This is a genomic window from Nonomuraea bangladeshensis, assembly GCF_039529455.1.
Taxonomy (GTDB): domain Bacteria; phylum Actinomycetota; class Actinomycetes; order Streptosporangiales; family Streptosporangiaceae; genus Nonomuraea; species Nonomuraea bangladeshensis.
In genome coordinates this window covers 657184-669601 of sequence record NZ_BAAAMV010000003.1, presented here as the reverse complement: position 1 = coordinate 669601, position 12418 = coordinate 657184, and the positions used below count along the sequence as shown (strand labels likewise).

14 protein-coding genes are annotated in these 12418 nt (G+C 72.3%); 6 read left to right on the top strand and 8 right to left on the bottom strand.

Features of this window, described 5'->3' with window-relative positions; all coding sequences use genetic code 11:
- Positions 1-678, bottom strand: coding sequence for a DUF4956 domain-containing protein (locus ABD292_RS10915; RefSeq protein ID WP_344206979.1), 678 nt, complete (start codon positions 676-678; stop codon positions 1-3).
- Between the two features lie 6 nt (positions 679-684).
- Complete coding sequence (locus ABD292_RS10910; RefSeq protein ID WP_344206978.1) at positions 685-1479, bottom strand: polyphosphate polymerase domain-containing protein; 795 nt, start codon at positions 1477-1479, stop codon at positions 685-687.
- A 330-nt stretch (positions 1480-1809) separates the two neighbouring features.
- On the opposite strand from ABD292_RS10910, the gene ABD292_RS10905 reads away from it, so the two are divergent.
- The gene (locus tag ABD292_RS10905; RefSeq protein WP_344206977.1) at positions 1810-2571 is read left to right on the top strand and encodes an aminoglycoside adenylyltransferase domain-containing protein; all 762 of its coding nucleotides are present in this window, start codon (positions 1810-1812) and stop codon (positions 2569-2571) included.
- 24 nt (positions 2572-2595) lie between these two features.
- Here the strand turns inward: ABD292_RS10905 and ABD292_RS10900 are convergent, their stop codons facing one another.
- The 5 genes from ABD292_RS10900 to ABD292_RS10880 all read right to left on the bottom strand — a co-directional run bounded on the left by ABD292_RS10900 (position 2596) and on the right by ABD292_RS10880 (position 6511).
- A complete protein-coding gene (locus ABD292_RS10900) occupies positions 2596-3399 on the bottom strand; it encodes an endonuclease/exonuclease/phosphatase family protein (RefSeq protein ID WP_344206976.1) in 804 nt (267 codons plus the stop codon).
- A 23-nt stretch (positions 3400-3422) separates the two neighbouring features.
- Positions 3423-4082 carry a response regulator gene (locus ABD292_RS10895; RefSeq protein ID WP_344206975.1) on the bottom strand — a complete coding sequence of 220 codons (660 nt, stop codon included), beginning with the start codon at positions 4080-4082 and terminating at the stop codon, positions 3423-3425.
- Positions 4079-5239: a sensor histidine kinase gene (locus ABD292_RS10890; protein ID WP_344206974.1), complete on the bottom strand. Its 1161-nt coding sequence runs from the start codon at positions 5237-5239 to the stop codon at positions 4079-4081. The genes ABD292_RS10895 and ABD292_RS10890 overlap by 4 nt, the downstream gene beginning before the upstream one ends.
- Positions 5236-6069 carry a CPBP family intramembrane glutamic endopeptidase gene (locus ABD292_RS10885; protein WP_344206973.1) on the bottom strand — a complete coding sequence of 278 codons (834 nt, stop codon included), beginning with the start codon at positions 6067-6069 and terminating at the stop codon, positions 5236-5238. Before ABD292_RS10885 ends, ABD292_RS10890 begins: the two co-directional genes overlap by 4 nt.
- 133 nt (positions 6070-6202) lie before the next feature.
- Positions 6203-6511 (bottom strand): SdpI family protein, encoded by a 309-nt coding sequence (locus ABD292_RS10880; RefSeq protein ID WP_344206972.1) that lies wholly within the window; start codon positions 6509-6511, stop codon positions 6203-6205.
- Positions 6512-6596: 85 nt separating this feature from the next.
- Between ABD292_RS10880 and ABD292_RS10875 the strand changes: the two genes are divergently transcribed.
- From ABD292_RS10875 to ABD292_RS10860, 4 genes are read left to right on the top strand one after another with little or no spacing between them, the layout of a single operon-like run.
- Positions 6597-7778, top strand: coding sequence for a cytochrome P450 (locus ABD292_RS10875; protein ID WP_344206971.1), 1182 nt, complete (start codon positions 6597-6599; stop codon positions 7776-7778).
- Positions 7775-7963 carry a ferredoxin gene (locus ABD292_RS10870; protein ID WP_344206970.1) on the top strand — a complete coding sequence of 63 codons (189 nt, stop codon included), beginning with the start codon at positions 7775-7777 and terminating at the stop codon, positions 7961-7963. The genes ABD292_RS10875 and ABD292_RS10870 overlap by 4 nt, the downstream gene beginning before the upstream one ends.
- Positions 7960-9093: an NAD(P)/FAD-dependent oxidoreductase gene (locus ABD292_RS10865; protein WP_344206969.1), complete on the top strand. Its 1134-nt coding sequence runs from the start codon at positions 7960-7962 to the stop codon at positions 9091-9093. The genes ABD292_RS10870 and ABD292_RS10865 overlap by 4 nt, the downstream gene beginning before the upstream one ends.
- Positions 9094-9118: 25 nt before the next feature.
- On the top strand, positions 9119-10039 hold the full coding sequence (locus tag ABD292_RS10860; RefSeq protein WP_344206968.1) for a LysR family transcriptional regulator: 921 nt from the start codon (positions 9119-9121) through the stop codon (positions 10037-10039).
- Positions 10040-10048: 9 nt separating this feature from the next.
- On the opposite strand, the gene ABD292_RS10855 is transcribed toward ABD292_RS10860, so the two are convergent.
- On the bottom strand, positions 10049-10663 hold the full coding sequence (locus ABD292_RS10855; RefSeq protein ID WP_344206967.1) for a TetR/AcrR family transcriptional regulator: 615 nt from the start codon (positions 10661-10663) through the stop codon (positions 10049-10051).
- Positions 10664-10834: 171 nt separating this feature from the next.
- Between ABD292_RS10855 and ABD292_RS10850 the strand changes: the two genes are divergently transcribed.
- A complete protein-coding gene (locus tag ABD292_RS10850; protein ID WP_344206966.1) occupies positions 10835-12418 on the top strand; it encodes an MFS transporter in 1584 nt (527 codons plus the stop codon).

Here is a 12418-nt window from a genome sequence, read left to right as displayed (position 1 = left end):
CTACAGATCGGTCTGGTCGTACCCGGTCAGGACCGTGACCGCCTGGCCGTGGTTGCGGGCGCGCAGGCCGGAGATGACGTCCGCGGGTTCACTGCCCTTCTTGATCTTGACCGTGTACATCAGTTCGAGCAGCGCGCCGCCTCTGATCGACTCCATGCTCACCAGCTCGAACTCGTCGGTGTGCCGGACGAGCACGTCCTGGACCGCCGCGGTGTAGTCGTCGTCCGACGGCACCTGCACCTTGACGACCTGACGACGCACGTTGAGCGCGAACCAGTTGAACCGGTGCATGACCACGACGATCAGCGAGATCGCGACGGCGGCGACCACGGCGAGCAGGTAGAAGCGGGTGCCTACGGCCATGCCGACGCCCATCACCAGGAAGATGAACCCGACGTCGCGGGTCTCCTTGATGGCGTTGCGGAAGCGCACCACCGACAGGGCGCCGACCAGGGCGAAGGCGCGGGCGATGTTCGAGCCGACGACCAGCATGATCAGCGAGATGAGCATGCCCAGGACGACCAGCGTCTGGACGTAGGACTGGCTGTAGGACACGTTGCGGTGCGTGGCCCGGTAGACCCAGCCGATCATGGCGCTGAGCACGAACGACAGCGCCATCGCGATCGCGATGTCGGCCACGCTGAACGTGCCGGACAGGTCCTGGAAGGAGAAGTCCATGGGGGGTCATGCCTCCAAGGGGACGCCCGGCCGGGAGCGGCCGGCGTCGAGGTCGTGGTCATGATCAGGAACGTGGAACACCGAGCGCGGCGCGAGCCCGTGCGCCTCGACGCTCTGGCAGTACTTGGAGACCCGCACGACCTGTAGGTTCCGCTTCGCGGTGAGGTCGGTCAGCCAGTACGGCACCCGCTCGTCGGCCTTGACCTCCATGATCACCTTGCGGGCGGGCACGATGAGCCGGTCGCCCGCGTCCGCGCCGAGGTGGAAGTCCCTGTCCCGGCCGCGGATCCGCTGGTCGAACGTCACCCGCAGGCCCACGTCGGCGTCGCGGCCCAGGTAGGCGTGCCTGGTGTAGCCGGTCGTCGCGACGGCTCGCAGATCGAGGCGCAGGACCAGGTCCAGCACCTCCTCCAGGAAGGGCCGCTGGGCGGGCTCGTGCTCGACGAGCGTGCGCCCGTCGCAGAGGAGCAGCGCGTCCCGGTACGGCAGGCGCGCCCGCCGCTTCTGGGTGACCCGGTTGACCCGCTGCTTGATCTCGACGTACACCGGCGTGTCCTCGCCCACCGAGAACCGGTCGCCGTAGTGGCGCACCCGCAGCTTCCTGCGGAACTTCAGCCCCTCGATCTTCTCCCAGTAGAAGCGGAGCTGCCGGGTGTCGTAGTAGACGCTCCAGACGCCGTAGCCCCGATCGCCGCTGTGGCGGTCGCGGTCGAGCCGCCGCTCGATCTCCTCGCGGATCTCGGCCGCCTCCACCGCGTCCACGAGATACTTGATCTCGTACCGGTTGAACGCGTGCAGCATGGCCCTCCTTTCGTCCGCACACATCCGACAGCACGAAGCTGGGAGAAGTGTGTGAACCGGGCCTGACGTCCAGATGAACGGGAGACGTTCGCCGTGCCTCCCGCAGCAGCACCAAGGCCAGGGCGGCGGTGAGCCCGAGCAGCACCGCGGCGCCGGTCAGAGTCACGATCAGGCCCGACTGGAAGGCCTCCCCAGCGGCGTCGAGCAGGTTCGCCGCCTGCGGTGGCCGGAGCGCCTCCGCTACCTTGACGGCCGATCCGAGCGACTGCCCCGCTTTGGACGCGGAGTGCGGCAACGCGTCGCGGCGCCCGGCATGGGCACACTGGTGCGATGAATCAGCTCGAGCAGACCGTCGGACTCATTCGTGACGTCATAGCGGGAGAACTCCTCGGGACGTATCTCCATGGTTCCGCCGCACTCGGGCAGCTCGCCCCGGCCAGCGACCTGGACGTCCTGGCCGTCACCCGGCGCAGTCTCGACCACCGCCGGCGGTGTGCGCTCGTCGAGGGCTTGCTGAAGATCTCCGGCTGCACGCCCACCGTCCGGCCGGTCGAACTCACCATCGTCGTACAGTCCGAGGTCCGCCCCTGGCGGTTCCCGCCGACAGGGGACTTCCTCTTCGGGGAGTGGCTGCGCGACGAACTACAGACGGGCGGGCCTCCCCGGCCCGGCCCGATGCCCGACCTGGCGCTGCTTCTCACGGTGGCGCTGGCGGGCGCCCGCCCCCTGACGGGGCCACCTCTCGCCGGACTCCTGGACCCGGTGCCGCACGCCGACCTCATCCGGGCGAGCGTCGCGGGCATCCCCGAACTCCTGGCCGAGCTGAACGACGACACCCGCAACGTCCTGCTGACCCTTGCCCGCATCTGGACCACCCTCGCCACAGGTGAGATCAGATCCAAGGACGCCGCCGCCGACTGGGCCCTCGCCCTCCTGCCCCCGCGACACCGTCCCGTCCTGGAACACGCCAGAAACCTGTACCTCACCTGCCACTACCAGGACGAGGTCTGGGACGACGGGTTGAAGGCCCAGGTACGCCCGCACGTGGACGAGGTGCTCAGTCGTATCGACGACCTGGGCCACCATGCGTGAAAGCTGAGACGAGGCGGGCCCGCGCTACCCCCAGAGGTCGAGCGTCAGCGCCCGGTGGTCGGACACCTCGGGCGCGGCTGCGATCTCGAACCGTGTCACCGCGTCGGGCTCGGACACCAGCAGGTAGCTCGCGTGCCGTACCGGCTTGGGGTAGCGGGAGGTCCTGGTGTCGGCGTCCCGCACCAGGTCCACCAGGTCCAGCCCGCCGAGCACGCGGAACGTCTCGCTGCCGGGCAGGACGTTGAAGTCGCCGCACACCACGGTCAGGTCGCCCTTCTCGCGCGCCCCGGCGACGAGGTCCGCGAGGCGTTCGGCCTGGGCGCGGCGGGCGGGGGTGTCGGCCTTGCCGCTCGCGTCCCGCAGGCCGTGGAAGTTCACGACGGTGACGAAGCGCCCGGCCCGCCGGTCGAACACGCGCACCGCCAGCGCGACCCGCGGCCGGCCGTCGCTGGGCCACCGGTCGCCGTGGTCGGCGTACTCGCCGTGCGCGAAGCCGGAGCGCACGCCGACGACGGGGAAGGCCGGGGCGACGAAGGTCGCGAGCCCGAAGTCCTGCCGGTGGACGCGGTGCTCCTGGTCCTGGACCGGGCCGGAGTCGCACGCGCTGAACAGGGCGTGGTGGCGGGGCAGGCGGGCGCGTACGTCGCCCAGGAGGTCGGCCCGCTGCGGCAGCGAACGCTCGTCGTCGTCGAACCGGGTCCAGCCGTCCGCGGTCGGGGTGTGGGTGATCTCCTGCAGGCACAGGACGTCGGCGTCGCAGCCGGCGAGCCAGGGGGCGAGCTCGTCGAACATCGCCCCGCCCCAGGTGTTCAGTGAAGTGATCCGCACGGCCCCACACCCTAGGGCACCGGTCAGGTCACGAGTCCCCTGCGGTAGGCGTAGACGACGGCCTGCACGCGGTCGCGCAGGTCGAGCTTGGTGAGGATGCGCGACACGTACGTCTTCACCGTCTCCTGGCTGATGACCAGCGTCGCGGCGATCTCGCTGTTGGACAGGCCGTCGGCGATGAGGCGCAGCACCTCCAGCTCGCGCGGGGTGAGCGCGCCGCCGTCCTGGTCCTGCTCGGCGGGGCGGATGCGGGAGGCGTACCGGCCGACGAGCTGCCTGGTCACCTCGGGGGCCAGCAGCGCGGCGCCCGAGGCGACGGTGCGGATGCCCTGGAGGAGCTGCGCGGGCGGGGCGTCCTTGAGCAGGAAGCCGCTCGCGCCGGCGCGCAGCGCCTCGTAGACGTACTCGTCCAGGTTGAACGTCGTCACCACGAGCACTTTCACCGGACGCGCCACGCCCGCGCCGGCCAGCAGGCGGGTCGCCTCGATGCCGTCGAGCACCGGCATCCGGACGTCCATCACCACGATGTCCGGGTCCAGCTCGCGGGCCAGCTCGACGGCGGCGCGGCCGTCGCCGCACTCGCCCACCACCTCCAGGTCGGGCTGCGCGTCGATGATCGTGGCGAACCCGGTGCGGATGAGCGCCTGGTCGTCGCAGACGAGGACGCGTACCGGCGCGGTCACGCCGGGCTCCCCGCGGGGATGCGGGCCCGTACGACGAAGCCGCCGCCCGCCCGCCGGTCGGCGCTGAACTCGCCGCCGAGGGCGTCGACCCGCTCGCGCAGCCCGGCGAGGCCGCGCCCGCTCCCTCCTGGGGAGCCGGCCGCGGAGCCGGAGCCGTCGGTGGTGACCTCCACGGTGATCTCCTTCTCGCCGTAGCGGACGCTGACCGCGGTGCGGCTGCCGTGGGCGTATTTGAGGGCGTTCGTCAGGGATTCCTGCACGACCCTATAGGCCACGAACTCGGCGCTGCCCGCGGTTCCCGCGGGTTCGCCCGCCTCCGTGAGCTCCACCGGCTGCCCCGCCTGGCGGGTCTGCTCGACGAGCTCGCCGAGGTCGCCGATCGAGGGCGCCCTGACCTGGGCGGGGCCGTCGTGGTCGGGGTTGAGCAGGTTGAGCAGGTGCCGCAGGTCGGAGATGGCCCGGCGGCCGGTGTCGGTGACGGCGGTCAGGGTGGCGTCGAGGCGTTCGGGGGCCGCGGTCAGGTAGCGGGCCGCCTCGGCCTGCACGACCATCGCCGTGACGTGGTGGGTGACGACGTCGTGCAGCTCGCGGGCGATGCGGGTGCGCTCGGCGGTGCGGGTGGCCTCGGCGACGGCGCGGCGGCGTTCCGCTTCGGCGATCCTGGTGGAGCGCAGCCAGGCCCCGATGCACCAGGCGAGCACCAGCGTCAGGTAGAAGACCGTGAACCCGTCCAGCCCCTCGGGCGAGCCGAGCCGGTCGAGCACCACCGCGAGCGCCACGTACGCCGCCGTCAGCAGGACCACGACGACCCGCCGGCCGCGTTCGAGGTGGATGCCCGCGCTGACGAGCGCGATGCCCAGCGCGGTGCCGGCCACCGTGTGGTAGACGCGGACCTGGTCGAGGGCGAACCCGAGCGAGACCAGGCCGATGGAGACGGCCGGCCACTGGCGGCGCACGGCGAGCGGAAGGCACTGGAGGGCGATCGCGACGACGGCCAGCTCGTCGAAGGGGCGGGGCGGCAGGTCGCCGAGCTGCGTCCCGTTGTTCTGGAGCGCGGGCAGGAACGACGCAACCATGAGCGCCACCCCGAGCGGCGCGTCCCGGACCGTGACGTGGAGCCGCTGCCACAGCTCCGTGACCCGGCGGAAGCTGATCATCGGGAGAGCCTAGCGTCCTCACCGGCCGCCGCGCCGCGCCGGAGCGGGATCCAGGTGCCGCGCCGGCGGGCCAGCCACACGAACACGATCGTCAGCAGCGTGCAGAACACCACCGCGTACACGCTGCCCTCCGGCCCGAACGCGCCGCCGGTGAGGGCGGTGGGGCCCGACGTCACGCCGTGCAGCAGCCCGTTCGAGGCGCCGTTGCCGGAGACCTCCGCGCCGAAGATGCCGGCGGCTGCGTAGTTCCAGCCGAAGTGCAGGCCGATCGGCAGCCAGAGGGTGCGGGTGGCGGCGTAGCAGGCGGCGAGCATGCCGCCCGCCTCGATCGCGATGGCGGTCGCGCCCCACAGGTCGGCGTGCGGGTTGACCAGGTGCACCAGCCCGAACAGCACCGCGGTGAGCGTCAGCGCGAGCCAGGAGCCGAGACGTTCCTCGACGATCCTGAACAGGATGCCGCGGAAGAGCAGCTCCTCCGTCACGGCGGCCGCCGCCATGAAGCCGACCAGCCCCAGCGCGCCCGTCACCGAGCCCATGCCGTCGATCCGGTAGCCGCCCATGAAGGCGATGTTCACGATCACGGCGGCGAACAGCCCCATCCCGATCAGCGCACCGCGCCCGGTCGTCGCGGCGGCGCCCGCCGTGGCCACCTCCACCGGGTCGCGGCGCTCGGACCAGCGCACCATGCGGGCGTAGACGAACAGCGCGAGCGCGGCCGTCGCGAGGCCGATCACCAGGGTGAGGAGCGCGTTCCCCTGTACCGCGCTCACCCCCGCGTTGCCGGCGAACGCGACCACCGCTACGGCCACGAGCTGTTTCACCAGTCGCATGACGACTCCTTGGAGAGGGTTCAGGAAGCCGCCGGTCCGTGCGCCGCGGCCACGCACAGAACGCTAGAGATCCGGCCCTCGGGAATCGTCACCGTACGGTGGACACTCGCGGGTAGCTCGCACGGGGGACACGTCAGCGCGAGTCGGCGACCGCCTTCGCGGCGCGGATGCCCTGGACGGCCCCCAGGACCGTCAGCCCCGTCATCACGGCGACCGCCACGAGGACCGCGACGACCACGCCGATCTCGTCCGGCACGAGCCAGGCCACCACCGCTCCCACCACGCCGACGCCGCCGCCCGCCATCGTGGGCACGCCCGCGGCCCGGTTCGCGACCAGGAACGTGGCGTCACTGCGCATCGTCGTCGCGGTGCGGACCCCGGCGAACTCGTTGCGCGGCAGCCGCCCGGCGTACGGGCCGAACCAGGCATGCACGGGATTCATGTCCACCCATGCAGAACATGTGTTTGCCTGATGGGAGCCCGGTCGTTTCACTGGACTACCAGTGACCGACCCCGAGGTGAGACCGATGACCGACCCCGCTGCCCCCGTCTCCGACCTGGACCTCTTCGCCGACGAGGTGCTGATCGACCCCTACCCGTCGTACGCGGCGCTGCGCGAGCTCGGCGCCGTCGTCCGCCTCCCGGCGAACGACGTCTACGCGCTCACCCGCTACGACGTGATCCGCGACGCCCTCGCCGACTGGGAGACCTTCTCCTCGGCCGGGGCCATCGGCTTCAACCCGATGGTCAACGAGGCGCTGACCGGCACGTCCCTCTCCTCGGACCCGCCCGCGCACACGCGGCTGCGGGCGGCGCTGACCGCCAACCTGTCGCCGCGGGCGCTGCGCGGCCTGAAGGCCACCATCGAGGCCAAGGCGGACGCGCTCGTCGAGGAGCTGGTCGCCAAGGGCTCGTTCGAGGCCATCGACGCGCTGGCCCGCGCCCTGCCGCTGGAGATCGTCGCCGACCTCATCGGGTTCACCGGCCATGTACGCGACAACATGCTGCGCTGGGGGCAGGCGGCCATGCAGGTCATCGGGCCGATGAACCAGCGCACCGCGGAGAGCTTCCCGATCGCGGGCGAGCTGTACGCCTGGTGCTCGGCGGTCACCGCCGGCGACCTGACGCCCGGCTCCGTCGGGCGCGGGATCTTCGAGGCCGAGGCCCGCGGCGAGATCCCGCCGGGCACCGCCGGCCACATCATCCACCAGTACCTGGGCGCCGGCGTCGACACCACGGTCGCCTCCATCGGCAACATCGTCGCCCTCTTCGCCCGGCACCCCGGCCAGCTCGCGCTGGTGCGGGAGAACCCGGCGCTGGTCCCGGCCGCGTTCAACGAGACGCTCCGGTTCTGGCCGCCGGTCAACGCCTGGGGACGCCGCGCCACGCGGGACGTGGAGATCGACGGCGTCCTGATCCCGGCGGGCGCGAAGGTCGCGGTCCTGCTCGGCGCCGGCAACCGGGACCCGCACCACTACCCGGACCCGGACGCGTTCCTGGTCGAGCGCAACCCGATCGACCACCTGGCGTTCGGCTACGGTCCGCACGGCTGCGCCGGCCAGGGGCTCGCCCGGCTGGAGGCGCACGCGGTCATCACGTCCCTGTCCCGCCGCGTCGAACGGCTCGTCGTCGGCCCCGAGGTGCGGGTGCCGAGCAACATCACCCGGAGCATCGAAGAGCTCCCCGTCCTGGAAGTGTCCCCCGCATGAAGATCGTCCTGAACCGTCCCCGCTGCGAGGGGCACGGCCTCTGCGAGGAGGCCGCGCCCGCGCTCATGCACCTCGACGACGACGGCGAGCTGGTCCTGCACCAGGAGGAGGTCGGCGACGCCGACGTCCCGCAGGCCCAGGCCGCCGTCCGGGTCTGCCCGGTCGCGGCCCTCCATCTCACGTGAACGGGTCCATCGGGCCGGTCAGGCGGGTCGTCGTCGTCGGCAACGGCGTCGCCGGGCTCACCGCGGCGGACGCCCTGCGCGACAGCGGGTACGACGGGGAGCTGACCGTCGTCGGCGACGAGCGGCACCCGCCCTACAGCCGCCCGGCGCTGTCGAAGGCGCTCCTGCTCGACGGCGACGACCTGTCGTCCCACGAGCTGCCGCCGGCCACGCACGGGGCACGCGAACTGCTCGGGGTCCGGGCGTCGGGGCTCGACCTGGAGCGCCGGCTCGTCCTGCTCGACGGCGGCGACGCGCTGCCGTACGACCGGCTGGTGATCGCCACCGGCTCCCGCGCCCGGCGGCTGACCGGGCTGCCGGACGAGCTCACCCTGCGCGGGCTGGACGACGCGCTGGCGCTGCGGGCGCGCCTCGCCGGGCGGCCGTCGGTCGTCGTGGTCGGCGGCGGGCCGCTCGGCATGGAGATCGCCTCCGGCTGCCTGGCGGCGGGCTGCCGGGTCACGCTCGTCTCCGACGGGGTGCCGCTGAGCGCGCAGCTGGGGCCGTACCTGGCGGGCGTGTTCGTCAGGGCCGCGCTGGAGCGCGGGCTGACCCTGCTCACGAACGGCGCCACGCACGTCGAGGCGTCCCCCGGGCACGCCCTCGTCCAGCTCGGCGACGGGGCGGTCGTCGAGGCGGAGCTGCTGGTGTCGGCCGTCGGCGACGTCCCCGACACCGCGTGGCTGGCCGGCACCGGCCTGGCCGACGGCGGCGTCCTCCCGGTGGACGAGCGCGGGCTGGTGCGCCCCGACGTCGCGGCGGCGGGCGACCTGGCGGCGTTCCCCACCCCGTACGGCCGGCGCCGCGTCCCCCTGTGGAGCAGCGCGATCGAGCAGGCGAAGGTGGCCGGGGCCGCCCTCGTGCGCGGCGAGCAGGCGCCGCCGCTGCGGTTCCAGCCGTACTTCTGGACCGAGCAGTTCGGGCTGAGCCTCAAGGCGGCGGGCGAGCTACCGGTCGCGGGCGAGCCGGTGTTCGTCGAGGGCGGGCCCGGCGGGCCCGCGCTGATGCGCTGGCCCCACGGCACGGCCGCGGCGCTGAACCTGCGCGTCCCCATCCCGAAGCTGCGCAGGGTGAGCCAGGCCGTCGTATAAGGAGCAGCGCATAGGATGCGTCGCGATGAGCGACGACGACAGGGGCACCGCGGCCTCCGGGCTGGACCGGCTGGCGTCGGTCAACCTCAACCTGCTGGTGCCCCTGCTCGCGGTGCTGGAGGAGCGCTCGGTCACCAGGGCCGCCCAGCGGGTCGGCCTCTCCCAGTCGGCGATGAGCCACGCGCTCGGCCGCCTGCGGCGGCTGCTCGGCGACGACCTGCTCGTCCGGCAGGGCAACGGCGTCACGCTGACGCCACGCGCCGTGCAGCTCATCGCGCCGCTGCGGGCCACGCTCGAACAGGTCGCGGACGTGGTCAGGTTCCCCGTCTTCGATCCGGCCACGGACCGCCGGGTGATCACGATCGCGATGACCACCAGCGCGGCGTTCGTCCTCGGGGCGCGGCTGGCGCGCCTGGTGGCCGAGCGGGCCCCGAACGCGACGCTGCGCCTGCGGACGATCACCGTGCCGACCGAGTCCACCTACACCGAGCACGGCGTGGACGTCGTCCTGGTCTCCGAGGCGATCGCCGCGCCCCATCCACGCGAGCGGCTGTACGACGACCGCGGCGTGGTGGTGACCTCCGTGGACACGCCGCCCGAGTCGAGCGCGCTCGACCTGCTGTCGGCGCAGCCGCACGTGGTGGTGGACACCGAGCGGCGGGTCTTCCCGTACTCGGTGCTCGACGAGCACGGCGTGCCCTACCGCGTGGGGCTGCTGATCTCGGACTTCCTGCTCGTGCCGTACCTGGTGGGGCGGGCCGGCGGGGTCGCGCTCCTGAGATACCGGGTGGCCCGCGAGATGAGCACGCTGGTGCCGCTGCGGATCGAGGAGTTCCCGTTCCCCATCCCGGGGCTGGGGATCGACATGGTGTGGAACCCGCGGCTCGGCGACCATCACTTCATGGCGTGGCTGCGGCAGCTCCTGTTCGACGCCGCCAGGCCCTGAGCCGGGCCGTCAGCGGCGGCCGATCGTGCCGAGCCAGCTCTCGGTGAGCACGTCCAGCATCTCCTCGCGCTGCACGCCCCAGTGTCCCGCGACCCAGTGGCGCGCCACGTGGTCGAGCTCGGTGATGGCGATGACGCTGCGGAAGTGCCGGGTGGCGGCGGGGAACCGGTCGGCGCGGTTGAGCCCCTCCTCGACGTCGCCGATGGCCTCGTTGAGCCAGGCGCCGAGCAGCTCGCGGATCTCGGGATCGACGGCGGCGGCCTCGAAGGCGGCCGTGGTGTAGGGGCGGATGACGGGCCAGCGCAGCGAGATCTCCGCGAGCCAGTCGCGGATCCGCTCGCGCGTGCCGTCCTCGACCACACTGACCAGGTCGCGCGCGGTCGAGCCGTGCTCCGGTGAGGGGACGCGGTCGAGCGCGGCGTTGAGCCGCTCGGTGACGAGGGCCTTCATCAGCTCGACCTTCGACGGGAAGTAGGCGTAGAACGTCACCCGCGTCGTGCCCGCCGCCGAGGCGATGTCGTCGACCGTGGTGGCCGCGTAGCCCTTCGACACGAACAGCTCCACGCCGGCGTCCAGCAGGAGCTTGCGTGTCATCTCCTTCTGCGCCTCACGAAGCCTCGCCATACGGCCAGCGTAGAGCACGCCGGCCGCGTTCCGTCCTCGACGCCCATTTCGGATACGCGCTGCTCAAACTCTTGACGCCGTGTTAAATCTTGTGCCACTTTGCACAATCAACGCGGTGATGCCGCTCACACCCCCACCCCCCAGCCCCCTTTGACGAGGAAGACGACCGCCATGACACAGACCGCCGCGCGCAGGCAGGGGCACACCGTCACGGTGCTCGCCGGCTGCTTCGCCGTGCTCCTCGCGCAGGTGGCGTACTCGCTGCCCGGCGCGCTCAACGGCACCTTCCAGCAGGAGTTCCAGACCAGCGGCGCCGAGCTGACCTGGATCACGGCCGCCTTCGCGATCCCCATGGTCGTGCTCGAACTGACCACCGGCGTGATCGGCGACCTGTTCGGCCGCAAGCGCCTGCTGCAGGCCGGCGCGGCCCTCACCATCGCCGGTTCGGTCATCTGCTACGCGGCGGGAACGGTCCAAGTCCTGTGGATCGGCCAGGTCGTCGCCGGCGTCGGCGCGGCCATCCTCTACCCGATCTCGCTCGCCATGCTGGCCGCCGTGAGCACGTCGCAGGAGGCCAGGTCCAGGGCCATCGCGATGTGGGCCGGCTTCCTCTCGGCCGGCGCGGCGATCTCGCCGCTCATGGGCGGCTGGCTGGCCGAGGACGGCGGCTGGCGGACGTCGTACCTGGTGGTGATCGCCGCCTCGGTCGTCTCGATAGCCATCACCCAGTTCGCCGCAGACTCCGCGGCTCCCGAGGGCCGCAAGCTGGACGTTCCCGGTCAGGTCACCCTGGCTCTCGGCCTGATCGCGCTGCTCTTCGCGGCCACCCAGGGCTCCGAGGCGGGCTTCGCCCGTCCCGAGATCATCGGGGCCTTCGTCGCGAGCGTGGTGCTGCTCGGCGCGTTCGTCGTCATCGAGCTGCGGACCGAGGTCCCGCTGCTGCGCCTCACCATCTTCGCCAACCGCGCCTACGCGGTCGTCGCCGTCGCCACGGTCATCGGCATGTTCGCCTTCCTCGCCACCTGCTACTCGATGAGCATCTGGCTCGGCGCGATCCAGCACCAGAGCGCGCTCAACATCGGGGTGCTGTTCCTGTTCATCCAGGGGCCCGCCTTCCTGCTGGTGCCGGTCGTCTCGCACCTGATCCGGAACTTCTCGCCGCGCTGGGTGCTCACCGGCGGCTTCGCGCTCATCGCGGTCAGCGGCATCTGGTGCTCGACGTTCGACGTCCATGACCTGGACTGGATCCGTTTCATCGCCCCGATGCTGGCCCTCGGCGTCGGCTTCGCGCTCACCGTCGGCTCGATCACGGCCGTGGCGATCAACGCGGTGCCGCTGCGGCTGGCGGGCATGGCCAGCGCCACCACCAACCTGCTGCGCGACTTCGGCTTCGCGCTCGGTCCCGTGCTCATCGCCGCGTTCGCGGTGAGCCGCGCGAACGGGGACCTGACGCAGGGGCTCGGCCCCGCCATCGCGGCGTCGGGGCTCAAGCCGCCGTACACGGAGGTCGCGGGCGGCCTGGCGCAGCAGGGCGGCGCGATGGCGGTCAACTCGATGCCGGTGGTGCCCGGGGCGGGCCCCGACCTGCCGCCGGTGCCGATGCCGGACAGCCTCCGGGTGCTGGCCTTCGAGTCCCTGGGCAGCGCCTACAACCTCGCCTTCCTGGTCGCCGGGCTTTGCGCGGCCGTCGCCGCCGTCCTCACCCTGGCCGGGCTCTTCGGCTCCCGTCCAGCGGATCTTGCAGACGCACAATAG

Coding starts and splice junctions, on each gene's coding strand:
- ABD292_RS10915 (WP_344206979.1), bottom strand. CDS start 678: ATGGACTTCTCCTTCCAGGACCTGTCCGGCACGTTCAGCGTGGCCGAC.
- ABD292_RS10910 (WP_344206978.1), bottom strand. CDS start 1,479: ATGCTGCACGCGTTCAACCGGTACGAGATCAAGTATCTCGTGGACGCG.
- ABD292_RS10905 (WP_344206977.1), top strand. CDS start 1,810: ATGAATCAGCTCGAGCAGACCGTCGGACTCATTCGTGACGTCATAGCG.
- ABD292_RS10890 (WP_344206974.1), bottom strand. CDS start 5,239: ATGATCAGCTTCCGCCGGGTCACGGAGCTGTGGCAGCGGCTCCACGTC.
- ABD292_RS10885 (WP_344206973.1), bottom strand. CDS start 6,069: ATGCGACTGGTGAAACAGCTCGTGGCCGTAGCGGTGGTCGCGTTCGCC.
- ABD292_RS10880 (WP_344206972.1), bottom strand. CDS start 6,511: ATGAATCCCGTGCATGCCTGGTTCGGCCCGTACGCCGGGCGGCTGCCG.
- ABD292_RS10875 (WP_344206971.1), top strand. CDS start 6,597: ATGACCGACCCCGCTGCCCCCGTCTCCGACCTGGACCTCTTCGCCGAC.
- ABD292_RS10870 (WP_344206970.1), top strand. CDS start 7,775: ATGAAGATCGTCCTGAACCGTCCCCGCTGCGAGGGGCACGGCCTCTGC.
- ABD292_RS10860 (WP_344206968.1), top strand. CDS start 9,119: ATGAGCGACGACGACAGGGGCACCGCGGCCTCCGGGCTGGACCGGCTG.
- ABD292_RS10855 (WP_344206967.1), bottom strand. CDS start 10,663: ATGGCGAGGCTTCGTGAGGCGCAGAAGGAGATGACACGCAAGCTCCTG.
- ABD292_RS10850 (WP_344206966.1), top strand. CDS start 10,835: ATGACACAGACCGCCGCGCGCAGGCAGGGGCACACCGTCACGGTGCTC.